19 protein-coding genes are annotated in these 25,127 nt (G+C 63.0%); 9 read left to right on the top strand and 10 right to left on the bottom strand.

What is annotated here, in order from left to right; all coding sequences use genetic code 11:
• Nucleotides 1-55 precede the first annotated feature (55 nt).
• Together BFE01S_RS03870 and BFE01S_RS03865 are read right to left on the bottom strand one after the other, a co-directional pair.
• Nucleotides 56-526, bottom strand: a complete 471-nt coding sequence (locus tag BFE01S_RS03870; RefSeq protein ID WP_084169527.1) for a hypothetical protein — start codon at nucleotides 524-526, stop codon at nucleotides 56-58.
• A 90-nt stretch (nucleotides 527-616) separates the two neighbouring features.
• Nucleotides 617-3,718, bottom strand: a complete 3,102-nt coding sequence (locus tag BFE01S_RS03865; RefSeq protein WP_028224476.1) for a TrlF family AAA-like ATPase — start codon at nucleotides 3,716-3,718, stop codon at nucleotides 617-619.
• Nucleotides 3,719-4,080: 362 nt separating this feature from the next.
• Here BFE01S_RS03865 and BFE01S_RS03860 point away from each other — a divergent pair, with 362 nt between their 5' ends.
• Both BFE01S_RS03860 and BFE01S_RS03855 read left to right on the top strand, forming a co-directional pair.
• Nucleotides 4,081-4,728, top strand: a complete 648-nt coding sequence (locus BFE01S_RS03860) for a hypothetical protein (RefSeq protein ID WP_028224475.1) — start codon at nucleotides 4,081-4,083, stop codon at nucleotides 4,726-4,728.
• A gap of 96 nt (nucleotides 4,729-4,824) precedes the next feature.
• Entirely contained in the window at nucleotides 4,825-5,955 is a 1,131-nt protein-coding gene (locus BFE01S_RS03855; RefSeq protein ID WP_028224474.1) for a DUF3800 domain-containing protein, read from the top strand.
• A 41-nt stretch (nucleotides 5,956-5,996) separates the two neighbouring features.
• Here BFE01S_RS03855 and BFE01S_RS03850 read toward each other — a convergent pair whose 3' ends face one another.
• Nucleotides 5,997-7,001 (bottom strand): hypothetical protein, encoded by a 1,005-nt coding sequence (locus tag BFE01S_RS03850; protein ID WP_028224473.1) that lies wholly within the window; start codon nucleotides 6,999-7,001, stop codon nucleotides 5,997-5,999.
• Between the two features lie 346 nt (nucleotides 7,002-7,347).
• Here BFE01S_RS03850 and BFE01S_RS03845 point away from each other — a divergent pair, with 346 nt between their 5' ends.
• Together BFE01S_RS03845 and BFE01S_RS37240 are read left to right on the top strand one after the other, a co-directional pair.
• Entirely contained in the window at nucleotides 7,348-7,983 is a 636-nt protein-coding gene (locus tag BFE01S_RS03845) for a hypothetical protein (protein WP_028224472.1), read from the top strand.
• A 378-nt stretch (nucleotides 7,984-8,361) separates the two neighbouring features.
• Entirely contained in the window at nucleotides 8,362-9,045 is a 684-nt protein-coding gene (locus BFE01S_RS37240) for an ImmA/IrrE family metallo-endopeptidase (protein ID WP_052420779.1), read from the top strand.
• 259 nt (nucleotides 9,046-9,304) lie between these two features.
• Here BFE01S_RS37240 and BFE01S_RS03835 read toward each other — a convergent pair whose 3' ends face one another.
• Genes BFE01S_RS03835 through BFE01S_RS37230 form a run of 3 tightly spaced genes read right to left on the bottom strand, consistent with a single transcriptional unit; the run spans nucleotide 9,305 to nucleotide 11,839 of the window.
• Nucleotides 9,305-9,643: a hypothetical protein gene (locus tag BFE01S_RS03835; protein ID WP_028224471.1), complete on the bottom strand. Its 339-nt coding sequence runs from the start codon at nucleotides 9,641-9,643 to the stop codon at nucleotides 9,305-9,307.
• A gap of 24 nt (nucleotides 9,644-9,667) precedes the next feature.
• The gene (locus tag BFE01S_RS41705) at nucleotides 9,668-10,267 is read right to left on the bottom strand and encodes a helix-turn-helix domain-containing protein (RefSeq protein WP_052420778.1); all 600 of its coding nucleotides are present in this window, start codon (nucleotides 10,265-10,267) and stop codon (nucleotides 9,668-9,670) included.
• A 33-nt stretch (nucleotides 10,268-10,300) separates the two neighbouring features.
• Nucleotides 10,301-11,839 (bottom strand): tyrosine-type recombinase/integrase, encoded by a 1,539-nt coding sequence (locus BFE01S_RS37230; RefSeq protein WP_156966898.1) that lies wholly within the window; start codon nucleotides 11,837-11,839, stop codon nucleotides 10,301-10,303.
• 241 nt (nucleotides 11,840-12,080) lie between these two features.
• Here BFE01S_RS37230 and mutS point away from each other — a divergent pair, with 241 nt between their 5' ends.
• The gene (mutS, locus tag BFE01S_RS03820; RefSeq protein WP_042337194.1) at nucleotides 12,081-14,798 is read left to right on the top strand and encodes a DNA mismatch repair protein MutS; all 2,718 of its coding nucleotides are present in this window, start codon (nucleotides 12,081-12,083) and stop codon (nucleotides 14,796-14,798) included.
• Nucleotides 14,799-14,943: 145 nt separating this feature from the next.
• Complete coding sequence (locus tag BFE01S_RS37225; RefSeq protein ID WP_245621023.1) at nucleotides 14,944-16,185, top strand: hypothetical protein; 1,242 nt, start codon at nucleotides 14,944-14,946, stop codon at nucleotides 16,183-16,185.
• Nucleotides 16,186-16,275: 90 nt separating this feature from the next.
• Here BFE01S_RS37225 and BFE01S_RS03810 read toward each other — a convergent pair whose 3' ends face one another.
• Entirely contained in the window at nucleotides 16,276-16,821 is a 546-nt protein-coding gene (locus BFE01S_RS03810; protein WP_028224469.1) for an FKBP-type peptidyl-prolyl cis-trans isomerase, read from the bottom strand.
• A gap of 32 nt (nucleotides 16,822-16,853) precedes the next feature.
• Between BFE01S_RS03810 and BFE01S_RS03805 the strand changes: the two genes are divergently transcribed.
• On the top strand, nucleotides 16,854-18,092 hold the full coding sequence (locus BFE01S_RS03805) for a JmjC domain-containing protein (protein ID WP_028224468.1): 1,239 nt from the start codon (nucleotides 16,854-16,856) through the stop codon (nucleotides 18,090-18,092).
• A 231-nt stretch (nucleotides 18,093-18,323) separates the two neighbouring features.
• Nucleotides 18,324-18,599, top strand: coding sequence for a hypothetical protein (locus BFE01S_RS45300; protein WP_084169523.1), 276 nt, complete (start codon nucleotides 18,324-18,326; stop codon nucleotides 18,597-18,599).
• A gap of 271 nt (nucleotides 18,600-18,870) precedes the next feature.
• Here BFE01S_RS45300 and BFE01S_RS03800 read toward each other — a convergent pair whose 3' ends face one another.
• The 3 genes from BFE01S_RS03800 to BFE01S_RS03790 form a co-directional block, all read right to left on the bottom strand.
• Complete coding sequence (locus tag BFE01S_RS03800; protein WP_028224467.1) at nucleotides 18,871-21,132, bottom strand: ATP-dependent DNA helicase; 2,262 nt, start codon at nucleotides 21,130-21,132, stop codon at nucleotides 18,871-18,873.
• A gap of 75 nt (nucleotides 21,133-21,207) precedes the next feature.
• Nucleotides 21,208-21,441, bottom strand: coding sequence for a DUF465 domain-containing protein (locus BFE01S_RS03795; protein WP_028224466.1), 234 nt, complete (start codon nucleotides 21,439-21,441; stop codon nucleotides 21,208-21,210).
• Between the two features lie 81 nt (nucleotides 21,442-21,522).
• Nucleotides 21,523-22,611 (bottom strand): hypothetical protein, encoded by a 1,089-nt coding sequence (locus tag BFE01S_RS03790; protein ID WP_245621021.1) that lies wholly within the window; start codon nucleotides 22,609-22,611, stop codon nucleotides 21,523-21,525.
• Nucleotides 22,612-22,767: 156 nt separating this feature from the next.
• On the opposite strand from BFE01S_RS03790, the gene BFE01S_RS03785 reads away from it, so the two are divergent.
• Entirely contained in the window at nucleotides 22,768-25,125 is a 2,358-nt protein-coding gene (locus BFE01S_RS03785) for a Tex family protein (RefSeq protein WP_028224464.1), read from the top strand.
• The last annotated feature ends 2 nt before the right edge of the window (nucleotides 25,126-25,127 follow it).

The raw sequence follows: 25,127 nt of genomic DNA, 5'->3' as shown, positions 1-25,127 counted from the left end.
CGAGCGCGCGCACCCAAAGAGAGTCGCCCTGGTTGTGTTTGATACCGCGTGAACGCTACGCCGCGCACTCCTGCTCGGGAGGCTCAACGCGATACCCGGCGTGAATCAGAACCCACGCGCACAAAGCGATGAAGCCATCGACGGACAAATCGTTTTTTGCGTCGTTCGTGCGCCACGCGCATACCTTGAACGCCGCCTCGCTTGCCGACGCCTCGACGTGGTCCACCGTGGGCAATAACGCGAAGCCCGCTTTGTAATGATGCCGGCCCTCTTGGGATTCGGCGTTCGCGTATTTGCTGATGAGCGTCCAGTCGAGCTCTTCGCCTGTGTAGTCGTCGCGCCCGCCACTCGCGACAACCGCTTCGTGAATCGCCTGGCGATAAGCGGCTCCCGTTGCCTCATTCGCAAAACGCTTGCGGTCTCGGCGCACATGAGCAACGACCTTGCGAGCAAGCCAGCGGAAATAGACTTGCTCCGACACTACGCCATCCAGAAAAGGAGGCAACTGATGCTTGCGCTGCGACATGGCTCTTCCCCATTCAATCTCCGCCCCGATAACACGATGGCGCCCTGTTGCGCGCCAGCTAGCCGCCTCGCGCCATCGCCGACGAAACGCTCAAAGCGCGTATTTGTCGCTGCGGTTCTTAAACGCCGGCTTCGTCCCTTCAAGGATGTGAATCACCTTTTCGAGCATCTTCGGGTTCTCGATGCCCCCGGCCTCATAAGTGAAGCTGTGCTCGGTCTTGTCGCACTCCGCGTAGATGATCTGCTCCGCGTCGCACACAACCGCCAAGTTGGGATTGTGGGTGACGATGATGACTTGGCGGCGCTCCTTGGCCGCTTTAATGCATTTCACCAAGATCTTGTAGATCGTCTGGTTGTCGAGATTCTCCTCCGGCTGGTCGATGACGATGGGGATGTCGTCCTTGTCCACAAGCAGGTAAAAGACGAGCAGCAAAAGACCGCGCTCCCCCGGCGACAATTGCCCGATTTCCTGCTGCGCGTAAGTCAGCGAATACCGAGGCGACAGGTAGTCGAGTCCATAGAGGTAGTCGAGCACCTCTCTTGGCCCGGCCGTGCGTCGAACTTGGTCGGCCAGCCTCGTCGGCCGCCCTGCGTCGTCTCTGCGGTCGTGGCGAAGCAAATCGTCGAGCTTTTCCGCAAAAGCGATCGTCCCGTCCGCCGTTGAGAAGTCTGCTTCGCTCAGAAGCTCCCGCATCCGTTGGTCGCTGTCCTCGATCCCGTAAAACGATCCTCGCGCCTGGCGATTGATGCTTGCGAAGAAGCGCTCCTGAAAACCCGACTCGTCGATCCGAACTTGAAAGTCGAGAGGAAGAGGCATGTCCATCTGCTGCGCCGATTGAACAAAGGACTGAACCGGCTCGTATAGCCGACGGTATTCGTTGACGGCCTCCACGATCAACGCATGAACCTGCTTGGCCTTCTCGACCCGGCTCGCGCGCAAATCCGAAAGCCGCCCCGGCAATGCGGCGAGCCCCTCGATCTCCGCTTCCAGCCAGCCAATGCTATTTGCCTTGTCCTTCCCGCCGATCAGTTCGGTTTTCGCCTTTTCCCACGCTGCGAGCGCTTCCTTGTATTGGATAAACAGGCGCTGCCTCTCGCCGAGCTTCGTCTTCGTCGCCTCGATGGACGCCTTGACGGTCTCGCGTCGCTTGATGAGGCCGTCCGCCTCTTCGCTCAGAAGCGCCCCGTCAACGCTGAGAATCTCCGTGGCCGCCGCCGCGCCAACTTCATTGACGGGAGCCAGGTTGATTTGCAATGAAACAAGCTGATCGGGGCGAATTTCCGCGCCCAATTCGCCCAGCAAAGGGGCCAACTCTTGGAGAAACTGGTCGTGAGCTTTCTTGTGATTTTCGACCGCCTGCGAGATTCGCTTCGCCAGCGCCTGCCGCTTGACAGCCGCCCCCTTGCGATCGCGAAGCTCCGCCTCCTCCTTGTCTACGGCCGCCGCTTGCGCTTCGAGCTGCTGGATCAACTCGGCCGCTTGCTCCGATTCGCGCTGCGCTTCCGGTGAGGCGCCCGGGTCTGCGACCTCGACGGGTTTGCCTGCGTCAAGCGCCGCCAGTTCAGAGCGCTTCGCCTCAAGCTGCTTTTCCAGCCCCGTCCGGAACTCAGCCGTCATCCGATCCTCGGTGGCCAGAATATCGGCATTGATCCTCGAAATCTCTTTGATGATGGCTTGCCTCGCGGCATTGATTTCCGCGACCTTGAAGTCGATCAACGCATCCATTGATGGTTGGTCAAGCCGGTCCTCTTCGGGAACATGGGAGAAGATGATTTTTCGAAGCTCGCTGTCGAACGTGGATGAGCCGCCCTCGCCGAGCTCGTTGCACAGCGTTTCGAGATACAGTTGCGGCAAATATTTGACTCGCTCGACGCTTGTCGGCGAAGGGTCCTCGTCAAGCTGTCGCGGCGACTCCGTGCCGTCCCTCCAGACAATCGTGGCCGTGAAGTGCTGCGCCAGCTTCCCTTTGGGATTCCGAAAGCGCAGCTCGTTCAAGAACGAAAAACCCGCCCTGTTTCTCGCGTCGACCATGTTTTTCGTGTCGCCCGCCAGCGCAATGATGTCGGACAGAGCGCTTTTGCCGCTTCCCTTGTTGCCGATGATCGCCACCAAGTCACTGTTGAGAGGCATGTCCACGTCGAACCATGGTTCTCGCAACGCAGAGCCAGGCTTCTTCTTCACGCGAATGGACGAAACGTATTTCGTCCTGTTTCGTTCGACCAGTTGCCGCTTCGGCGGATTGTCGCCGATATAGACGCGGTTCGAAAACTCGCGTATCGCTTGGACCAGGCCCGCGAATGTGGCGTCCGCCTTGATCCACGTGAAGCAGTTGCCGATGCGGTCCTTGTCCTTCTCCGTGCTCAACCAATGGGCGTCCGAACAGTCCAAAAGCAAGGCATTCACTTTCGCGTCAGCCAAGCTTTTGCGCGCCTTTTCATAAGCCGCCGGGCTCTCCGCCGCAGTGAAGACGAGATCCGCCTCGTTAATGACGGTTCTCTTGTCTGCGATCGTGTGGTCACTCCAACGCAGGCTGTCCCATTCGGTTTTGCCGATGGCAAGCAAATGGCTGCGCTCGAAGTATGGTGTGTTGAGCGCCTCCTTGACCTTCTCCATGCTGACGTTCAACGAATTGAAGCCCTCCGTCAGCGGGTCGTCATAACCAGACTTTTGGCCGTCGGGTGCCGCGGCAATGATGGCTTCGCCGAGCGCGCGCAGATTTTCGCGCGTGATCACACCGCCCCATCTCGCCCCCTGGCTGCTCGCTTCCGGCGTCAGCGTGTAGTGCCGCGTGATCGCGCTGAGGAACTGATCCCGAATAAGCGCGGGCTCGACTTCGTCGAAAATGACGTGCAGGTTTATTCGGCTCCAATTCGACTCGGAGAATCCGTCTTTCGTCTTTTGGACGACGCCGCCAAACTTGTCGAGCCGCAGTTCAACGACCGGCAGAATCAGGTCAAGGTTCTTGAGTCGGCCTTGCTCCCGCTTCGCGCGCAGAACCCGTTCATAGCCATCGACGAACACATAATCGTTGATGCCGATGACTTTGAATTCGGCCGGCAGTTCCTCGAGATCGGAGAGGAAAGCCTCCCACGCGGCGTCTTCGCCTCCTGGGTAGTGGTGAATGATGGATGCCGGGGTGTGGACGTGCAAATCCCACTTTTTCCACGTGGACCCAATTTTTTCATTTTGCATACGGTCTCCGCGCTATCGGCTTGTTCTCGCGCTCTCTCATGACCGCGGCATGCGCGCCGCGACTCGGACCGCTCAACTATATCGTCTCATTCGCGCGGGAGGTAGATGCGGGTCGAGCGTTCGAGTCGACGCGATCCCGCCGCCGACCGATCTATGCAGATTGCATGTCGCCCGCATCGAAATGGCGAGCGGGACAAGTTCGCGGTCGAGAGAATTGGGTTAAAGCAAACGGCTCGCGCATGACGGCGGCGCGCTGTGCGAAACTGACGCAAGCGCGGCATGCCACAAAGCCGCGACGAGACCAAGCCCGGCTCGCATGCAAACGCATTTCGACCGGAGCCCCCGCAGCCCGAGGAGCGTTCATGCCAAAGAAGAAAACGACCGCAGCAGAACAATCGCTCGAAAAGGATGTCGTCGAGCCGCTCTACCTCGCTTGGGATGCACTCGGCCTTAGCACGACGAGCCCGGCATTCGAGCGTCAGTGGGCGGGGCCGACCAACGACGCGTTCGGAAAGTTATGGATAGGCATTGATACGGAGATCGAAAAGGAGGTTCACAACCTTCTTTTCGTGGACATCGCGAACCGAGAGCTTTCACGATACGGACAGGCACTGTTTCGCCAAGCCTATCTGCTTGCGCGGCTCTTGCATCACATCGAAAGCCGCGCCAAGGAGCCGGCCACCGCGGAAATCGCGCGCTGCGCCGTGATGTTTTACGCTGGCGTCCACTTCGGACGAAAACAGCCGGACTTCTGGGCGCTCTACCTTCCTCTCAGAGACGCAACCCGCCGAGCCAAGCCCGCCCTGTTCGCCGCCAAAGGCGTCGACGCCCCGAGCGCTCCGCCGACGGATGCCGCGCAGTTCGCGGCGACCGCATGGTTTGGCATGGACTGGCTTTACGGGCATCAATATTTGCCCACGTGGCGGCCGGATTTCTCCGCCAGCGCGCTCACCGAACCGGAGTTGTTCTCCTCCGATCTCATATACGGCGCGCGCGACCTGGAAGACTGAGGCTGGCGAGCGCGCTCGCGCCGCCCCATCGCGTCGCCGGGCAAGGGATTTCATAGCGGCGGCGCCGGCCGCAACGAATCGCGGGAGACATACACCATGGATTTTGACGTGAACGCCATGCGAAACATCATGATCGGAGCGTTCCAGCTTCGGCGCGCCGACGACAAGTTCACGTTCTACTACGACGAGACCAACAACATTCGAAAGCTCTATTTGACGGACGACGGCACCAACGTGTCTGAGCACAAGAATTTCGTGCTCGGCGGTGTCGTTCTCGAAGAAGGGCGCGCCCTCCCGGATCTCGCCCCTCTGCGCGCCGAGCTGCGCATGAATAGCAACGCGCCCGAAATCAAGTTCGCTCACGTCGCGAAAGGCGATTTCGAGACGGTGCTGACCTCAACGAAGCTGCGAACCGTCCTGTCCTGGATCATCGAGCACGGCATCATGATCCATTATTCCAGCGTCAACATCATCTATTGGGCGATCGTCGACATCATCGACTCCATCTTGTCGGAGGATGGGTTTGCGAGCTACCACCTGCACCAGCAAGCCTTGAAAAACGAATTGTATCGGCTTGCGAATCTCGACAAGGCCTTGTTCTTGGCCCTGTTGAAACGGCACGGCTATCCAGACATCCAGCCGAGCAGAACGGCGGATTTCGTCGCTGACATTGATGTTTTTCTCAATGCTTTTAGCCCCGAAGACGACCGTCTTCCCGCGCTGATGCTCAAAAGCCTGATGAAAAAATCAGCGGCGCTGCCAGAGCTAGCTTGTCTGCTCGACAATGAGGAAGACATGTTGATCGACGGCTTTCACGGCTTCTACACGCGCCCGGTCGTGCTCTTCAAAAACGCCGTTCACATCTTCGACCGAGAAATCGAAGTCGAGAAAAAGTTGAGCGACACGACGTTCAAAGACGGCGACAGGGACGTGAGCTTCCGCTTCTCCGACTCCAAGAGCGAGCCAGGCATCCAAATCGCCGACATCGTGACTGGATTTCTCGGGAAGTATCAATGCTTCGTGGAAGACCACTCACTGCCTGAGCTCATGAGACGAAGGAGCGAATGGAATCAAACTCAGGCCGAAAACTTCGGCCTGCTGACCAAGTTGATCGACATTTCGGACGCGGCAAGCAATGCGTTTATTTTTCGCTCAACGGCAATGGACAGCGAGTGGAAGAACGACACCTTTATGCATGGTCTGTCGCCAAAGCGTCACTTGCTTTGATCGTCTATCGCCGTCAGCAACCTAGCGTCGAAAATAAGTGATCAATTGGCCGTGCCGGCCCGCGCCCCCAGTTTCTCGATCTTCGCTTCAAGTTCCCGAATGCGCTGCCTGTCGTCCTGGTTCTGCCGACGCTCATGCAGCGCCATCGAATTAAATGCATTGATGAGCTCACCGACGACGAGTTCGACGGCGGCGGTGGCATCGCCTTCGGGATGCGCTGCTCGCGCCTCGCTCGCCTTTCTGGCAATGTCGAACAATCGACTGACCACGCGGGGGTCAGTGACCGTCTGCCCGCCAGCGGCACTGTTGACTTCGGCGAGCTCGCTTGCGTGATCGGCCAGCCATTCGCCGGGGTATTCGGCGAGTCGCCGCGCGTCTCGGGCCTGCTGAGCCTCGTGCTCGGCCCGCTGGGTCGCGACACGCTGCTTGTGCCGTGCGCGCAATCGTTCTGTGGTTTCCCCCACGCGCTCATCGGCGCGCGCCGCCGCGCGGTCGATCACGGCAGCGACATCGACGCCGGCGCTCTCGGGAATCAACGTTCGGATAAGCGTGTTGCCCTTGAAATCTGAAATCGGCACAAACCGCGCGATCATCAGATCAGCAGGCTTGCGCGTGCCAAACGTGCGCTTAAGAAAACCTGCCACGCGCTCGTCGCGTTCGGGGGCGTCTGCGCGTGCGGAGGCGAGCGTCGCGGGGTCTTCGCTGAAGAGCAGCATCCCCGAGCCGATGACAAAGTCGAGCTGGAAGTCGAGCACTCGCTCCCTCGTCGCGGCCGGCAAGTCGTCGCGCCGTGCCTCCGCCTCTTCGAGTCGCAGTTGCGCTACTTCGGCCTGCGTCAACGAACGACGGCGTGTGGTCGCACGGTCCTCTTTGCGTTGGTGGCCGACCGCGTCGGCGCGCGAGGCTGCGCGCCGCGTCGAGACGCCGGCGCGAACGATTTTTCCGACAACGCTATCGGACTTGGCTTTCGTGCCGCTCTTCGCGGTTTTCGTAGTGGTGGATGCGGCTGTGTCAAGGCTTTTCTTCGTCTTGATTGGCGTCGGCATACAGGGGTCCTGATAGCGTGTGGAATGAACTCGGGCGGCCTACGTGTCGCCCAAGCGCGCGTTTCCCGCCGCTCGGACGAAGGGCTCATTTTGGCCCGCACGTGATCGCCATGCAAGATGGGAAGCCCGCCGATTAACGCATCTTCTTTGCGGCCAGATTGACGACGCCATCAAACCTTGAGATAGAGCTGTTGGGGAATCGAGAGCCTCGTGCGGCGTGCTAAAGTCAGCCGATCGAGCCTTGGCCCTTATCCAACGAGACCTTGATTGTAGACGCCCCGCACTATCGCCTGTCGCGCGCCTGACGCAATCCGTCGTGTGTCGCAGGATTTACCTGAGCAAATCTATGAACGAGCATTTGTCGAACGATGAATTCCGGCAGGCAATGGAGTTTCCATATCCGGCGTCGGACTACCTAAACATGGCGTATGGCCTTTGCAGCGTTCTTCAGTCGACGCCCGATGGGATGAAAAAGTTTATGCACCGCATCGGCCTGGCCAAGGAATTGCAAGATGAAATGGTGCCACTCGGCTATCTCTGTAAATACTTTTACGAAGAATCACCCGCTGTCGAAGCAAGACTGGTCCTCGGCAACCAAGCCGGCGACGCCGTGATTGTTGATCGACGGTCGGGGGCGCCGGTCAGCTCTCACGTTGAGATCACGGTGCTGGAAAACGAAACCGAGCATAAAAAGAGAGTTGAATTGCACAAGACCGGCGTAGTCACCGAAATTGTCAGCGAAACCCGGTTAAACGAGACGCAAGGCGCCATGCTTCGAAAAGTGCTAACAAAGAAAAGCGGCAAAGAGTATCCAAGCGATACGATGCTACTTGTTTTCTGCAAGGCCAATAATCATTCGGCATCGCTGCAACGGACCTTCGCCAGCGTGGCAGACGAGTTGAAATCAAGTCTTTCACGTTTTTCGCGAGTGCTGATGGCCAGTCGAAATGGCATACTCCTCGACTTTTCTGCACCGTCATAGCTCGCTCGAGAGCGTCGCGCGGGAGGGGCCGCCATCCGCGCGCCCTAAGCAAAACAGCGCTCGGCCGTATCCCGGCAAGCACGAAGCGAGACTGCCCGAGCGCACGCCCGCCACGCGGTTCATCACGGCACCGCTTGGCGCGCGGATCGGGAGACACCCCAGCCTTGCTGCAAATAAAAACATCCATCAATAGTTTTTTTCTATGAATCATTTGCTCTGGCCATCCCGCTTGGCAGAGGGTTTAGAGTCAGCGACTGTCTGAGTGTCCCTAAGCCACGGCCAGGGAAACCACCGACACAACATCTGGTGTTGAATAGGACAAACCACACAAAATAAGGTGTAGCATGCAAATGCCACAATGCGCTCGGGGGTCGGGACATGAACCGACAAAACATCGAAGACGAGGCCAGGCGTCTGCAGTTTGAAATCTGGCACAAGCGGGATCTGTTGTTTCCGCTGGGGGCGCCGTCGCCGATTGCGATGTGCAAGCCGGAGGTCGCTGTCCGGGTGATCGATCTCCAAATCACGTATCCAGACGATCTCGGGACTTTTCGCTCGGGCTCTGAGCTCTACTCGGTAGCTGGAACCTTGGATCGGCGTCGTGGAATCATCTCTTTGTCGACCCGGTTCGGCGAACGGGCGATGCGCTTCACGGGAGCGCATGAGATCGGTCACTATATGCTTCACGAAGGCGAGACCTTCCATCGGGATCGCCCGCTGTCGCCAAGCGGAGACGAGGGGCACGGCCGCCATACAAAGGAGCAGGAGGCGGACTACTTCGCCGCGTGCTTCCTCGCGCCCCGGCGCCTAACCACCGAAGCTTTTGCCGCCCGTTTCGGCCCCCCGCCGCTGGTCTTGGATGACAATATTGCTTACTTTTTGAAAGGTCAAAAGGCCGACGAACTGATGCGCGCCGCGACCGGTTCGCTCGACTTCGCCGCCGCCGTTGCTGGCGCCCGCTCGTTCGCCGGCAGGCCCTTTCCGTCCTTGGCTGACAAGTTTGGTCTGTCTATCGGGGCGATGGCGCTCCGACTACATGAACTCGGATTGGTGGTCTCGTGACCAACTTCGTCGACGTCGATCCTGAAGACATGTATCACGCGCGGCGCCAGTCATGCGGTCTTGACAATCCGAAACTTTATGCGACTAATAGACAACCACGCATTGAACGTATGGAGGCGGCCCAATGAATGCTGAAAATTGGTGGACAGTGGTGTTTTTTGTCGGGGTTGCTTACCTGGTGGTGCGGGCAGTATATTTTTCCAATAAACCCGTCAGCCCCAGCTTGCTTGACAGTCTCTTTCAGAGACTGCGGATTGATCTAAGGCAGCTCACCCGCAAGAAGGAGCCCCCCCTTCAAGACCAAAAATGGAACTCCAACCACCACCGATAGCAGCATAAGGGACAAGAAAAATCGGACCACGCTTCCAACGCACTTATGCAACTCGCTTTTGGCGCCAATGCCAATTTTTATGATGCGAGCATTGTGGACGTCGATGGCCCATGTCGTCCCAAATCGAGCATAGACGAGTCCTACAAATAAGATAGCCAACGCCATCAAAGCGCGGAACCATGAATATGTGTAGCGCGCATCAATTACTAATGCATGAATCCAGAAAAATTCAAACGAAAGAAATCCACCCTCTTGATAAAAATTCATACCCCCTTTATGCGCCATTTCCGATCACTCTTTATGATGTATATAACTGATGCACTGTGAAAGCTCCGTGGCTTCTATAGCTGAATCAAGTTTGGCATTTTCCGTCCTAAAGACCTCGCGACAAGCAGTGGCAAGGCGTAGGTGAGCCCCCGCGTCTAGCCAATTTCTGCCGGCCGCTTCGATCACCGGTAGCCAGATCAATTCCCATGCGTCTGAGCCCAAACGGTTGATAATCGCACGCAACGATACCTCCTCCGCCTGGAGATCAAGCCGGCCCTCCGCATCTATATAAAACGGTGCGTCGACAACAAGATCAAAGATCGTGCAGAACGCTCGCCCTTTTCTGATCGCAGCCTCCATGGAGTTAGAAACCTTGTTTGCCTTTTGCCAGGCAAGCAAGTCCTCTTTCAAATAAAGGCATTTCTGGTTGCCACCGCGCGAACCACCACCTCCTTGGATGTATGGCGGTCCGCTGCCGTTCAGACGCATGCGCTCGACCGTCTTAGGTGACAAACGCAGGAAGAGCGCGGTCTCCGCCGTCGTGAGCGCAACCTTGTCAGGTAGCGCATGCAATGCGGCGAGCGTTTCAAAGATTTTCAACGCATCATCGAGCGACGGCATCATGTATTCCCTTAGCTACCCCTCTCTGCTGTTTGTTTATTCCGCAGTCCCCGCCTTAGCCTCACCGGCCGCAATTTTCGGTGGTCGACCAGAGCGAGGTTTCGGTGGTTTGCAAATATGCGGATCGGGTGCGGGCAACGGCGACCAGTCGATCGGTTTCAACGCATTGTAGACGTTCGGGGCCCTCGACAAAACCGCTTGCTCGATTCGCTCCATCCATTCGCGAAGCATGAGCCACTCCGGCTTCGTGTATGTGTCTGTGACGCTCGCGTCGGCGTGGTTGAGAAAACGCTTCTTCACGGCCTCGGGCGCGTCGAGCGAGGTCATCACCGCCCCGAAAGAACGGCGCAGGTCGTGAGGCGCAAGCTTTGCGATCTCGGACTCTTCACGCAGCGAGGCCAGCAATGCGGTTGCGTCGGAGTAGTGCCCGCTCTTGGAGAACTTGCTGCGCGCCGGGAAAACATACGCGCGCGACTTCGCCCCAAAACCTCTCCGCAATGTCTCCTCGACCGCGGCCTCCTGGCGGCGGCGAAGCAATTCTGTCGTCATGCGCCCGAGCGGAAGCCGATGGTTACGCCCATTCTTCGTTTTGTGCAAAAAGACATGCGGGCCGTATTCGCCGCCGTCGCCGAGCCACACGTGGCTCGTTGTTTTCAGTTCATCGACGGGCAACAGCTCGGCCCATTTGCACTTCGCGTGCTCCGACTTGCGACAGCCAAGCAAAAGCATGAGGATGAGAAAGTCGACGCCAGTGCGGTTGTCGTTCTCGAGCCTTTTGCTCCAAGCCACTTCGAGGAAAGGCCCGAGCGTCTCGCTCGGCGAAAGCGGATTGCGAGCGCCCCGCTCCTCGCGCTCGCGCGCGATCTGCGCGCGCGTGCGATACATGCCGTGCAGCGACAGTATCGTGAACGGATTGGCCGTCAGGGCCGGCGCGCGGCCCTCGTGTGCCGCGTCGAGCATCTCCTTGCCGATAGCCCATTTCGTCGCGGTCGACGCTAGGCGAAAGGTCTGCTCAGTCGCCGTCGGCGTCGCCGCGCCCTTGTGAAACTGCTCGACAATCTCGTCGGTCCTGAGCTCTTTGAGCTTGAGCGATGTCCAGTTCCATTGCTTGAACTTGTTGGCCGCGCGGTCAACAGCACGCAGCGTCTCAGCGCTCGCCCGGCGCTTCACGCGCGTCGCAAGATGGTTGCGGTAGGCCGCGACAACGGCGCCCAAAGTGGGCTCCAACGCGCCGGCCTCGCGCTTCATCTTGTTCGGATTCTTGCCCGTTTCGACCATCGATCTAGCGAGCTCCGCGGCCTTCTTTCGCGCGAGCCCCAGGTCGAGAAAATCCGCGACGTTTCCCACGGTCGGCATGATCGAAACCCCATCCACCTTTCGCCGAATGATGTAGGTTTTCTTTCCGGCGACGCGGACCCCAAATCCGGGCGGCGCGTCGCGGTTCGAATCCCATAGAATATAGGGCTTGTTTCCGACGTTCGCTTCGAAGACCAGCGCGCCCTTGGCGTCGAGCCCGACTGGCCGGTCGCTGATCTTCAAGCGCTTTATCAGCGCTAAATTCAGGTCTGCTTTCACGGTTGTTGTTCGCTTCGAGTGTATGAAAGGCCCCAAGCAGGGGGACTGGCGAAAAGCCGCCAAACCCTTGCCAGAAATGGCTTTGTCCGTTTGGTTTATACCCGGGGGACTGCGCTCGAAGTATAGTCAACAAGCGGAAGCTGAAGGTCCCCGTTTGCTCCCCCTTGACAACGGGGAACATGGCCGAAAACGAGGGCGAATGTCCGCAAATGTCCGAACACGTTTTTCAGCAACCCATTGAATGAAAACAGAATCTAGCGTCGAAGCCGTGCCCGACCAGACCCTCGCGAAGCACACGCCTTATATGCGCCAATACCTCAGCATCAAGGCCGACCACCCGGGCACGCTCGTGTTCTACCGGATGGGCGACTTCTACGAGCTCTTCTTCGAAGACGCCGAAAAGGCCGCGCGCCTGCTCGACCTCACGCTCACGCAGCGCGGCGCTTCGGCGGGCACGCCGATCAAGATGGCCGGCGTGCCGCACCACGCCGTGGAGCAGTACCTCGCGAAGCTCGTGAAGCTCGGCGAATCGGTGGCGATCTGCGAACAGATCGGCGACCCGGCTACCTCGAAAGGTCCGGTTGAACGCAAGGTCGTGCGCGTGGTGACGCCAGGCACCCTCACCGACGCGGCCCTGCTCTCCGACAAGAACGACGTCTACCTGATGGCCGTCTGCCCGGGCCACAACCGGCGCGGCGTGGCGGTGAACGTGGGTCTCGCGTGGCTCAATCTCGCGAGCGGCGCGCTGCGCCTCGCCGAAGTTGCGCCGGAGCAGGTGGCTGCCGCCTTCGAGCGCATTCGCCCCGCGGAAATCCTCGTGGCGGAGCGGCCCGCGGAATCGGCAGGCTGGGCACCGCCCGCCGCATCCGGGTCGAACGCCGGTGCGCTCACGCGCGTGCCGGCGTGGCACTTCGACGTCACGTCGGGCAAGCAGCGCCTGTGCGACCAGCTCGACGTGGCGAGCCTCGACGGCTTCGGCGCGCAGGCGCTCACGAGCGCGTGCGGCGCCGCAGGCGCCCTGCTGCTCTATGCGGCGGCCACGCAAGGCCAGCAGTTGCGCCACGTGCGCAGCCTCAGGGTGGAGGTCGAGTCGGAATACATCGGCCTCGACCCCGCCACGCGGCGCAATCTCGAACTCACGGAAACGCTGCGCGGCACCGAATCGCCCACACTGTGCTCGCTGCTCGACACCTGCAGCACGGCCATGGGCAGCCGCCTGCTGCGCCACTGGCTCCATCATCCGCCGCGCGACGCGTCGATCGCGCAACTGCGCCAGCAGGCCATTGGCGCGCTGCTCGAAGCACCGCCGCCCGCCAGCGTCGATACGCTGCGCGCCACGCTGCGCCAGATCGCCGACGTCGAGCGCATCACCGGCCGGCTCGCGCTGCTTTCGGCGCGTCCGCGCGACCTTTCGAGCCTGCGCGATACCTTCGCCGCCCTGCCCGCCCTGCGCGAGCAGGTGGCGGCGGCCGCCGCCGGTTCCAGCACCGGCGCCAGCGCCGCGCGCTCGCTCGTGCATATCGCCGAAGCGCTGGAGCCGCCCGCGGGCTGCGCCGACCTGCTGCAACGCGCCGTCACGCCGGAACCCGCCGCGATGGTGCGCGACGGCGGCGTGATCGCGCGCGGCTACGACGCCGAACTCGACGAACTGCGCGACATGTCGGAGAACTGCGGCCAGTTCCTGCTCGACCTCGAAACCCGCGAGCGCGCACGCACCGGCATCGGCAATCTGCGCGTGGAGTACAACAAGGTCCACGGCTTCTATATCGAAGTCACGCGCGGCCAGACCGACAAGGTGCCCGACGACTATCGCCGCCGTCAGACGCTCAAGAACGCTGAACGCTACATCACGCCCGAACTGAAGGTGTTCGAAGACAAGGCGCTGTCCGCCCAGGAACGCGCGCTCTCGCGCGAGAAGGCGCTCTACGATGCGCTGCTGCAGTCGCTCCTGCCATTCATCCCGGACTGCCAGCGCGTCGCTGCGGCGCTTGCCGAACTCGACCTGCTCGCCGCCTTCGCGGAGCGTGCCCGCGCGCTCGACTGGAGCGCGCCCGAGTTCTCGGAGGCGCCCGGCATCGAGATCGAACAGGGCCGCCATCCGGTCGTGGAGGCGCAGGTCGAGCAGTTCATCGCGAACGACTGCGCCCTCACCGCCGAACGCAAGCTGCTCCTCATCACCGGGCCGAACATGGGCGGTAAGTCCACGTTCATGCGTCAGACCGCGCTGATCGCGCTGCTTGCCTACGTGGGCAGCTACGTGCCCGCGAAGCGCGCGCGCTTCGGCCCGATCGACCGCATCTTCACGCGCATCGGCGCGGCCGACGACCTTGCGGGCGGCCGCTCGACCTTCATGGTCGAGATGACGGAAGCGGCGGCGATCCTCAACGACGCGACGCCGCAGAGCCTCGTGCTGATGGACGAGATCGGGCGCGGCACCTCGACGTTCGACGGGCTCGCGCTCGCCTGGGCCATCGCGCGCCATCTGCTCGCGAGCAACGGCTGCCACACGCTTTTCGCCACGCACTATTTCGAACTCACGCAACTGCCGGCAGAATTCCCGCAGGCGGCGAACGTGCATCTCTCGGCGGTCGAACATGGCCACGGCATCGTGTTCCTGCATGCCGTGCAGGAAGGCCCGGCCAACCAGAGCTACGGCCTGCAGGTGGCCCAGCTCGCCGGCGTGCCGGCGCCCGTGATCCGCGCGGCCCGCAAGCATCTCGTCTATCTCGAGCAGCTCTCGGCAGGTCAACCCACGCCGCAGCTCGACCTCTTCGCGGCAGCGCTTGCCGACGAGGCGCCGCTCGAAGCGCAGGATGCGCCCGGCCCGCAGGACCCCTCCGCCGCGCGCGTGGCCGAACGGCTGCGCGCGCTCGACCCCAACGAGTTGCGTCCGCGCGAAGCGCTCGATCTGCTGTACGAACTGCATGAGCTGGCCACGGCGCCGGACGCGAAGCACTGAGCGTCGCAGCACGACGCCAGGTCCGGCGCCACGCGCTGCGCGCCGGGGCGGCAGCGCATCGCGTGGCCGCCGGACCTGGCTCGGCATCGCGGCGGCCTGCGCCTTTGCGGTGCCGCTAGCACCATTGATCCCGCTCGGCCCGCTGATGCTGTGGGCCCCGGCCGCGCACGCGCAGTCGCCGCGCTACGCGTTCGCGGTCATCGCAAACGTCGTGACGTCGCCAGCCGACGAACCCGCGGCGCAGCGCCTCATCGACGCCATCGGCCGCGATCCGCAAAACGCGTTCGTGGTCTACGACGGCAACCTCAAGGGCAGCCACGAGGCTTGCTCGGACTCGCTCTACGACCGCCGCCGCACGCTGCTCGAAGCCTCTCGCCCGGCGCTCGTCTTCGTGCCGGGCCAGCGCGACTGGGCCGGTTGCGGCGCGAACGGTTCGGGCGCCTGGGACCCGGTCGAACGGCTCGACCTGTTGCGCCAGACGTTCTTCTCCGATCCCTCCACCCTCGGCCAGAACCCGTTCACGCTCACGCGCGAAAGCGAGGTCTCGCGATTCAGGCCCTATCGTGAAAACGTGCGCTGGCAACTGGGCGACACGGTATTTCTCGCGCTCAACGTGCCGGACGGAAACAACCATTATCTGAACGCGGGCGGGCGCAACGGCGAGTTCGAAGACCGCGTGATCGCCAACGGCTTCTGGCTCGAACATGCAGCCGAGTATGCGAAACGCCGCAACGCGCGTGCGCTCGTCATCTTCATCGAGGCCGATCCGTTCGCCGAACGCGAAGACCGGTCCGACCGCTTCGCCTGGCTGCGCTTCGGCCATCGTCCGCGCGATGGATATCTCGAATTCAAACGCAGCCTCGTGAAGCTGGCCGACACCTTCCGCGGTCCCGTCGTGCTCGTGCACACCACGGGCGAAAAACTCGCGCACGGCTTCGCGATCGATCAGCCGCTACGCAATGACAAGGGCGCGAAGATTGCCAACGTCACGCGCATCGAAGTCGCGTTGCACGACCCGCTCAGCCAGTGGTTGCAGATCGATGCCGACATGACGCGCCGCACGCCGTTGCGCGTGAGCGTGCGCGACGTCCCGAAGCACCTGCCGCTATTGCCGCCTACGTTGCCGCCGCTCTTGTCGGACGGCAGCGCGCCCGGGCCCGAAACACCTGCGATGCCCGAGGTATCGTCGATGCCCGACGTCACGGAAATTCCCGGCATGCCGCAGGCGCCCGATGTGGCGCCCGATGTAGCACCCGAGGGCACGGCGTCGTCGGCAAGCGGCACCGCGCCTGTACCCGTGCCTGTGCCGCAGCCAGGCGTGCCAAACCCGCAGGATGCCTTGCCCGGCTCGCAGCCCGCAGTCAAACCCATGCCCTGGAATCAGTAGTTCGCCGAAGGGCGCGGGCATCATGCCGCGCCTGGCGTCCGGTACGCCGGCGGAGTGCTTGCACCCGCCGGCGCCGGAGATCGATCAAGCTTAGTGAAGCGTCGGTTTCGAGCCGGCTTCGCCGTCGTCTTCCTCTTCGTCTTCATCGACGATTTCGAGGCCGTCCGCGCCGTGAGCGTGTTCGTGCTCGATCTCGTCTTCGGTCGCTTCGCGCACTTCCTTGACGGTCAGCGCAAAACGCAGCGCCATGCCGGCGAGCGGGTGATTGCCGTCGAGCACGACCTTGTCTTCGGCCACGTCCGTGACGGTATAGATGAGCGTGTCGAGATCTTCGTCGCCTTCTTCGGGCGTGCCTTCGAACTGCATGCCGACTTCGAGCGGCTCCGGGAAACGGTTGCGCGGCTCGATCTTCACGAGATCGGGATCGTACTCCCCGAAAGCGTCCTGCGGCTCAAGCTGGATCTGGGTCTCGAAGCCCGGCTCCTGCCCGTCCAGCACTTCCTCGATCTTGGGGAACGTGCCATCATAGCCGCCGTGCAGATAGACCATCGGCTCGTCGCTCTCCTCGATCAGATTGCCCTGCGCATCCGATAGCTTGTAAGCGACCGACACGACGGTGTCCTTTGCGATTTTCATTCGATCCTCCAGAATACAGCCCACATTATACGATGCCCAAGCGGTCCCCAGACCACGCGGTGCATGCCCGCAAGCGGCACGCCCCGCCCATTCCGGCACGTCCTGCGCCCGATGAACCGGCCCCGCTCCTTGGCGGCCTCACCCCGGCGCAGTTCATGAAGCGATACTGGCAGAAAAAGCCGCTCCTGATCCGCCAGGCGATACCCGACATCGAAGCGCCGCTCACACGCGACGAACTCTTCGCGCTCGCCGGCAACGACGACGTGGAGTCGCGCCTCATCACGCATTTGCGCCGCCGCTGGGCGCTCGAACACGGACCGTTCTCGCCCGACGAACTGCCCTCGCCGAAAACGCGCCAGTGGACGCTGCTCGTGCAGGGCGCCGATCTGCACGACGACCGGGCGCGCGCGTTGCTCGAGCGCTTTCGCTTTGCGCCGGACGCGCGCCTCGACGACCTGATGATCTCGTACGCCTCGGATGGCGGCGGCGTGGGCCCGCATTTCGATTCCTACGATGTCTTCCTGTTGCAGGTTCACGGCAAGCGGCGCTGGCGCATCGGCGCGCAACGCGACCTCTCGCTCGAAGAAGGCCTGCCGCTGAAGATCCTCGCAAACTTCGAGCCGGAAGAGGAATGGTTGCTCGAGCCCGGCGACATGCTCTACCTGCCGCCGCACATCGCGCACGACGGCGTTGCCGAAGGCGAGTGCATGACCTGCTCGATCGGCTTTCGTTCTCCTTCCACTTCGGAGCTGACGAGCCAGTTCCTCTACTGGCTTGCCGAGCGCGGCAGCGAAAAAGCGCTCGAAAAGAACGCGCCGACGCTCTACCGCGACCCGGACCAGCCGGCCGTCGCGCACCCGGCGCAGTTGCCGCCGGCGCTCGTGTCACGTGTGGGGGATGTGCTCGCAAAAGTACGCTGGAGCGAAGCTGATGTATCTTCCTTCGTGGGCTCGTGGTTGAGCGAACCGAAGTCGAACGTCGTCTTCGACGCGCCCGGGCGGCCGCTGGACGAGACCAGATTCGCCGCGCAGGCAGCAAAAAACGGCGTGGCACTCGACCGGCGGACGATCCTGCTTTACGATGCGCGCTCGTACTACCTGAACGGGGAACAGTACTTGCTCAGAGAGTCGAGAAAGTGGCTGCCGGCATTCGCCGACAATCGCTCGATGGATGGGAAACGCTTTGTAACACTCTCACACGATTCGTCAATGACAGCGTTACTGCACGAATGGTATTGTGCGGGCTGGATACGGGTGGGGGTGCTTGCCTGAGCGCTCCAGGCTGTTATTCCGTACTAATATAGCGCTTGTATGAGAAAGACAACGTATTGTCCCCGGATTTGTCGACGGTCGATACGAAAGTGCCTATAATTCCCGCCCAGGCCGTAGGGAAGATTCACGCTCTTGCAGTGCGTCTCCACCAGCGGCTCAGGTCGGTGTTGGGGCACATTACCGGTATTATTTTGCGCTGTTGCTTACCTTTAACCATAAAAGGACGTGATCATGAAGAAATCCCTCCTCGTAGCATCCCTGCTGGCAGCCGTTGCACTCGCTGCGTGCAACAAGAGCAGCGACCAGGCCGCTGCGCCGGCTAGCGACGCAACCGCTGCTTCGGCACCGGCTGCTGCCGCTTCGGACGCTGCTGCTGCTGCTTCGGGCGCTGCTGCTGCTGCGAGCGACGCTGCTGCTTCGGCTACCGCCGCTGCTTCGGACGCTGGCGCTGCTGCTTCGGACGCAGCTGCTTCGGCTGCTGCTCCGGCTTCGGGCGCAAGCAACTAAGCTGCATTCGCACCACACCCGCGCGGAGCCAGCCTCCAGCGGGCCTGGTGCGAACCGCCGTACCGCTTGGGCGCCTGTCGCTTGAGCGGGCAGCGGGCAAGCAAAAAAGCCACGAACTCGCGTTCGTGGCTTTTTTGCTTATGAGCGGCTCAACTGCTGGAGGCCATCTGCCTTCGCATGCAATCCGCATTCAATCCGCATGAATTGAAAAAGAATCGGCAAAATCGCCGACTGGCGCCGCACTCGGCAACCCCGGCCGACTTGACGTTCGTCAAGCCTCGCCTTCTTCTCCGTCGAAGAACGCCTTCACCACTTCGATTTCCCGCGTGCGCCTGAACGGCGGCAGGCTTTGCCAGATGCGCCGGCCATACGGTTTGTCGACGAGCCGCGTATCGCAGATCATCAGCACGCCGCGATCGGTTTCCGCACGAATCAGGCGCCCCGCGCCCTGCTTCAGCGTAATCACGGCCTGCGGCAACTGATGCACGGCGAACGGGCTCAAGCCCTTCTTCGTGAGCGCATCGAGCCGCGCCGCCAGCACCGGGTCGTCGGGCGGCGCGAACGGCAGCTTGTCGATCACGACGAGCGACAGCGCGTCGCCGCGCACATCCACACCTTCCCAGAAGCTCTGGCTACCCACCAGGATGGCGTTGCCGTAGGCGCGAAACCGCTCCAGCAGCTCCGTGCGGCTCGCATCGCCCTGCACGAGCAAGGGCGTCTTCCAGCCGCGCGCCTCGATCGTGTCGCGCAGTTTCGCGGCAATCCGGTCCACCGCGCGCAGCGTCGTGCACAGCATGAAAACCCCGCCGCCCGAAGCCTCGATGGCCGGCAGCGCCGCGTCGAACACGGCATCGGTGAACTGCGGCGACGAAGGCTGCGGCATATTGCGCGGCACGTAGAGCAGACCCTGTTCCGGATAGTCGAACGGGCTTGGCAGCGTCATCGAGCGCCGTGCGCTCAGGCCCATCTGCGCGGCATAGTGCGTGAAATCGCCGCGCACCGAAAGCGTCGCGGACGTGAAGATCCACGTGCGCGGCACACCCGCGCGCTGCTTCGCGAAGATCGGGGCAACCGAAAGCGGCGTCTCGTGCAACTGCACCGTGTGCGAGAACACTTCGACCCAGCGGACTTTTTCGTCGGCATCGGTGTCGGCATGTTCGTCGCCGGCAGCGTTCCTGGCGTCGCCAGCGGTTTGCGGCTTGCCTGCCTCGCGTGCGGGTACAGCGGCGCCCTGCGGGGCCGTCCAGCCCGCCAGAATGCCCTGCAATTCGCGCGCACGGCGAAGGCAGGCGCCCAACGACTCCGCACGCTCCGCCTGCCCCGCCAGCGCCGTGGCCAGCACGCCGAGTTCGGTCTGCAAGGCATCGAGCGCGTCGAAGAGCGGATGGTCGTCGGGCAACTGCGTGATCGAGAGCCGCAGCGAGTCTTCCTTGAAGGCAAGACGCACGTCGCGCGCCGCACGCTCCAGCCCCGCCGCGAGCTTCACCCACTCCACCGCGTCGCGCGCATGGCTCAGGCCCTCGGCCACGCAATCGCGCGCGAGTTCGAGGAACTGCGAGGTCGAAAGCGTCTCGCCGAAAAAGAGCGTTGCCGTTTCGGGCAGCTGGTGCGCTTCGTCGAAGATGATCGTGTTCGCGCTCGGCAAGAGCTCGGCCATGCCCGTGTCGCGCAGCATGATGTCGGCGAAGAACAGGTGGTGATTCACGACCACGATGTCGGCCTGCTGCGCCTCGCGGCGCGCGTGCATCACGAAGCAGTCCTTGTAGTGGGGACACTCCTGGCCGAGGCAATTCTCGCGCGTGGAGGTCACCATCGACCACACCGCCGCCGTTTCCGGCACGCTCGCAAGCTCGGCCTTGTCGCCCGAACGGGTGATCTTCGCAAAGCGCACGATCTCCTGCAGGTACGACGTTTCCTGGCGCGACGGCAGGCGGCCATTGTCGGCCGTGCGCTGCAGGTAGTAGTGGCACAGGTAGTTCGAGCGCCCCTTGAGCATCGCGACGCTCACGGGCACCGCGAGCGCGTCGCGCACCGTGGGAATGTCGCGCTGGAACAACTGGTCCTGGAGGTGCTTCGTGCCCGTGGAGACCACCACCTTGCCGCCCCAGAGCATGGCCGGCACGAGGTACGCGTAGGTCTTGCCGGTGCCGGTGCCCGCCTCGACGATCAGCGTGTTGTCGCCGGTCTCGGCGATGGCCTTTGCGGCTTCGTCGGCGCTGTCCTGGGGCGCGGCGCCTGCCCCGCCCTGGCGCCGCGCGGGACGCGACTGCAGCTCGAACGCCGAGGGGTCCGGCAGGGCCTGCGCCGCGGCTTCCATGGCGGCCGCCACCGCACGCGCCATTTCGATCTGCGAGGCGCGCGGGCGATAGCCGTCGATCTCGCGGGCGAGCAGCCCGTCGGCTGCGAACAGGTCTTCGAGTTCGGCGGCGCGGCGCGCGGTAAGCGGCGCCGCGGCACGCTGCGGACGTGCGTCATCGGCCGGCGCGCCGCCTTCGGGCGCTGGCCGGGATCGCGAAACAGTCGTTGAATTCAAGGCAAGCGGTTCCTGCTCGTTCCGGCGGCCGCGGCGTTCTGGATGCCGTGCCCCGGCGCCTGCCGGGACCCGGACTCAGCCGTGCCCGTCCGAAGTCTTCGTTGAATCGGGGTCCAGCTGCAGTTGCAGCAGGATGATATTGTCCTTGACCTTGAGCTTGCGCTTCTTGAGCCTCTGCAATTCGAGATCGTCACTTCCCGGCGTCTCGGCCATGCGGTCGATCATGCGATCCAGATCGCCGTGCTCGGACTCCAGCTGGAGTATCCGGTCACGAAGGACCGCGGCCTTGACTTCACGTTGCTCGCGCATGCTCGCCTCCTCGTTGTGAGCGGCGCGCCCCTGCACGATCAGGCGGCGCACCTGAGGTTGCTGTCTGGCCAAAAAAACGTGCTACTGGTCTTGCGGTTGCTGCTGCGGTTGCGCTTGTTGCTGTTCCTGCTGCTGCTTTTGCTGCGCCTTCTCGGCCGCCTGCTTCTGACGCTCTTCCACATCGGCCTTATGCTTCGCCGCATCTTCCTGCTTCTGCTGGTAGCGTTCGGCCTTCTGCTCCCGCTGCGCGGCCTCCTGCTGCCCCTGGCGGCGAGCTTCGTCCAGCTTCTGCTGGAAATCGGACTGCTTCTGGTCGTACGCCGCCTGGTTCGCCGAGCGCTGGGCCTGTGCCTGCTCGCCCTGGCGCTGCGCCTGATCCAGCGCGTGCTGCTGCAGCTTCTGCTGGTACGCCTGCTCGTTCGCGGCACGCTGCGGCGCTTCGGCGGCGCGCTGCTGCTGGTCGAGTACGTGTTGCTGCTGCTTCTGCTCGTAGGCCGCCGCATTGCGTGCGTCGTTGGCGGCGCGCTGCGGTGCGTCGGCCTCGTCCTGCGCGCGCTGCAGCGCGGCCTGCTCGTCGCGGCGCCGCGCGTGTTCCGCGCGCTGCTCTTCGTCGAGCTGCAACTGCTGGCTGCGGATATCGGTCTGCTCGACGCGCATCTGGTCGCGCGCCTTGCCAAGGCAATGGTTCACGAAAAACGTGCTATAGCAGTCATGCTGCGCGACGCCATAGCGGTAGTTGTTCTCCGCCGTGCGGCGGTCCAGCACCTTCTGGCGCGCATCGAACCCGGCCTGCACGCTGTCTGCCTTGCCGGCCGCCGCCGACGACGCCGATGCCAATGCGGCATCCAGCGGCCTCGCCGTGACGCCCGTTCCGGAAGCCACCCAGGGCGCCACCGCCCCGCCCGGCTGGGCTACGCCGCCGAGCGCCGCCGGCACCTCCGTGCTAGCCGGGAGCGCATTCTGCGCAGTCGGCGCCGTGCCGGCCGCACCGGATGCCGCGCTCTCCTGCGCCTGTACCGGCACACCTGCCGTAGCGCACCACGCGATGGCGCATGCCGTCAAGCGGGTGGCAATCCGCCAGTGGGCGCCGGTGCGCAAACTGGGCTTAACGAAGGGGAAACCGGGGAGCAAGCGCGAGATCGTCAACGTCTTCTGGTGGCAGCGGGACATGGCCGAAATTCTAACACCCCCCGGGTTGAGCGCTCCGGCATTTATGGCAAAATGCCCCGCTCCACCGGCCGGCGGGCCGCCCTGCGGGGCCGCTCCCGCACGGCCCGGCACGCGCAACCCGATGCAACCCGATCCTCGCAGGAATATCCAGACCCTATGACGGAAACCGTAGCACTCAAGATCGTCCAGCGTATCGCCACCGAACTGACCGTCCAGCCGCGCCAGGTGGCCGCCGCCGTGCAGCTTCTCGACGAAGGCGCGACCGTTCCGTTCATCGCCCGCTACCGCAAGGAAGTCACGGGCAATCTCGACGATACGCAGCTGCGCACGCTCGAAGAGCGGCTCCTGTATCTGCGCGAACTCGAAGAGCGCCGCGCCACGATCCTCGCGAGCATCGAAGAGCAAGGCAAGCTCACCGACGAATTGCGCAGCGCTATCGAAGCGGCGGACAGCAAGCAGGTTCTCGAAGACCTCTACCTGCCCTACAAGCCGAAGCGCCGCACGCGCGCGCAGATCGCGCGCGAAGCGGGCCTGCAGCCGCTCGCCGATACGCTCCTCGCGAATCCGCAGCTCGATCCGCAGACGGAAGCCGCGCAATACGTGGACGCCGAAAAGGGCGTGGCCGACGTGAAGGCCGCCCTCGACGGCGCACGCGACATTCTCTCGGAGCAATTCGGCGAAACGGCCGAACTGCTCGGCAAGCTGCGCCAGTGGCTGCAAGACGAGGGCATCGTGAGCTCGACGGTCGTGGAAGGCAAGGAAAGCGAAGAAGGCGAGAAGTTCCGCGACTACTACGACTACGCCGAAACCCTCAAGACCATTCCCTCGCACCGTGCGCTCGCCCTTTTCCGCGCGCGCAACGCGGGCGTGCTGATGGTCAAGCTGGGGCTGGGCGCCGAGCAGGACGCGCTCGCGCCGCATCCGGGCGAAGGCCGGATCGCGCGCCACTTCGGCATTGCGAACCAGGGCCGCCCCGCCGACAAGTGGCTCTCCGACGTCTGCCGCTGGTGCTGGCGCGTGAAGGTGCAGCCGCACCTCGAAAACGAACTGCTGACGGGCTTGCGCGAGCTGGCCGAAACCGAAGCGATTCACGTGTTCGCGCGCAACCTCAAGGACCTGCTGCTCGCCGCGCCGGCGGGCCCGAAGGCCGTGATCGGCCTCGATCCGGGCCTGCGCACGGGCGTGAAGGTGGCCGTCGTCGATCGCACCGGCAAGCTGCTCGCCACCGACACGATCTACCCGCACGAGCCGCGCCGCGACTGGGACGGCTCGATCGCGAAGCTCGCGCGCATTGCCGCGCAGACCCAGGCCGAACTCGTCAGCATCGGCAACGGCACGGCCTCGCGCGAAACCGACAAGCTCGCCAGCGAACTGATGTCGCGCCATCCGGAGCTCAAGCTGCAGAAGATCGTCGTGTCCGAAGCCGGCGCGTCGGTTTATTCGGCCTCCGAACTGGCGGCGAAGGAATTCCCCGAACTCGACGTCTCGCTGCGCGGCGCCGTCTCCATCGCGCGCCGCCTGCAGGACCCGCTTGCCGAACTCGTGAAGATCGAGCCCAAGGCCATCGGCGTCGGCCAGTATCAGCACGACGTGAACCAGCGCGAGCTGGCCCGCTCGCTCGACGCCGTGGTCGAGGACTGCGTGAACGCCGTGGGCGTGGACGCGAATACGGCGTCGGTCGCGCTGCTCGCGCGCGTGTCGGGGCTGAACGCCACGCTCGCGCGCAATATCGTCGATTACCGCGACGCGAATGGCCCCTTCCCCTCGCGCGAGCATCTGAAGAAGGTGCCGCGCCTCGGCGACAAGACCTTCGAGCAGGCCGCGGGCTTCCTGCGCATCAACGGCGGCGAGAATCCGCTCGACCGTTCGTCGGTGCACCCGGAGGCGTACCCCGTCGTCGAGCGCATGCTCGCGAAGATCAAGCGCACGATAGGCGACGTGCTCGGCAGCCGCGAGGCGCTCTCGGGCCTCTCGCCCGCCGAGTTCGTGGACGAGCGCTTCGGCCTGCCCACCGTGCGCGACATTCTCTCCGAGCTCGAAAAGCCGGGCCGCGACCCGCGCCCCGAGTTCAAGACCGCGACCTTCCGTGAAGGCGTCGAGAAGGTCTCGGACCTCGAGCCGGGCATGCTGCTCGAAGGCGTGGTGACGAACGTGGCCGCGTTCGGCGCGTTCATCGACATCGGCGTGCATCAGGACGGCCTCGTGCACGTCTCCGCGATGTCCACGAAGTTCATCAAGGACCCGCACGAAGTCGTGAAGGCCGGCCAGGTCGTCAAGGTGAAGGTGCTCGACGTCGATGTGAAGCGCCAGCGCATCGCGCTCACGATGCGCCTGAACGACGACCCCGCGAGCGCGAGCCAGCGCAGCAGCGGCGGTGGCGCGGGCAGCGGGTCGAACACCGGCTCGAACAGCCGCGGCGGCAACGCCGGCAATGCGAACCGCGGCCAGCGCTCGCGCGAACCGGAGCCGGGCGGCGCCATGGCAGCGGCCTTCGCGAAGCTCAAGCAGCGCTGAAA

Source organism: Paraburkholderia ferrariae NBRC 106233 (assembly GCF_000685035.1).
Lineage (GTDB): Bacteria > Pseudomonadota > Gammaproteobacteria > Burkholderiales > Burkholderiaceae > Paraburkholderia > Paraburkholderia ferrariae.
The sequence above is the reverse complement of the archived record's forward strand: the minus strand, read 5'-3'. Positions and strand labels throughout refer to the sequence as shown.

Bases quoted from the DNA above. Each gene is read 5' to 3' on its own strand.
- BFE01S_RS03810 (WP_028224469.1), bottom strand. From the start codon at position 16,821: ATGAAAATCGCAAAGGACACCGTCGTGTCGGTCGCTTACAAGCTATCG.
- BFE01S_RS03870 (WP_084169527.1), bottom strand. From the start codon at position 526: ATGTCGCAGCGCAAGCATCAGTTGCCTCCTTTTCTGGATGGCGTAGTG.
- BFE01S_RS03850 (WP_028224473.1), bottom strand. From the start codon at position 7,001: ATGCCGACGCCAATCAAGACGAAGAAAAGCCTTGACACAGCCGCATCC.
- BFE01S_RS37240 (WP_052420779.1), top strand. From the start codon at position 8,362: ATGAACCGACAAAACATCGAAGACGAGGCCAGGCGTCTGCAGTTTGAA.
- BFE01S_RS45300 (WP_084169523.1), top strand. From the start codon at position 18,324: ATGAAGAAATCCCTCCTCGTAGCATCCCTGCTGGCAGCCGTTGCACTC.
- BFE01S_RS03790 (WP_245621021.1), bottom strand. From the start codon at position 22,611: ATGTCCCGCTGCCACCAGAAGACGTTGACGATCTCGCGCTTGCTCCCC.
- BFE01S_RS03845 (WP_028224472.1), top strand. From the start codon at position 7,348: ATGAACGAGCATTTGTCGAACGATGAATTCCGGCAGGCAATGGAGTTT.
- BFE01S_RS37225 (WP_245621023.1), top strand. From the start codon at position 14,944: ATGCTGTGGGCCCCGGCCGCGCACGCGCAGTCGCCGCGCTACGCGTTC.
- BFE01S_RS41705 (WP_052420778.1), bottom strand. From the start codon at position 10,267: ATGATGCCGTCGCTCGATGATGCGTTGAAAATCTTTGAAACGCTCGCC.
- BFE01S_RS03785 (WP_028224464.1), top strand. From the start codon at position 22,768: ATGACGGAAACCGTAGCACTCAAGATCGTCCAGCGTATCGCCACCGAA.
- BFE01S_RS03860 (WP_028224475.1), top strand. From the start codon at position 4,081: ATGCCAAAGAAGAAAACGACCGCAGCAGAACAATCGCTCGAAAAGGAT.
- BFE01S_RS03805 (WP_028224468.1), top strand. From the start codon at position 16,854: ATGCCCAAGCGGTCCCCAGACCACGCGGTGCATGCCCGCAAGCGGCAC.
- BFE01S_RS03855 (WP_028224474.1), top strand. From the start codon at position 4,825: ATGGATTTTGACGTGAACGCCATGCGAAACATCATGATCGGAGCGTTC.
- BFE01S_RS03865 (WP_028224476.1), bottom strand. From the start codon at position 3,718: ATGCAAAATGAAAAAATTGGGTCCACGTGGAAAAAGTGGGATTTGCAC.
- mutS (WP_042337194.1), top strand. From the start codon at position 12,081: ATGAAAACAGAATCTAGCGTCGAAGCCGTGCCCGACCAGACCCTCGCG.
- BFE01S_RS03835 (WP_028224471.1), bottom strand. From the start codon at position 9,643: ATGAATTTTTATCAAGAGGGTGGATTTCTTTCGTTTGAATTTTTCTGG.
- BFE01S_RS03795 (WP_028224466.1), bottom strand. From the start codon at position 21,441: ATGCGCGAGCAACGTGAAGTCAAGGCCGCGGTCCTTCGTGACCGGATA.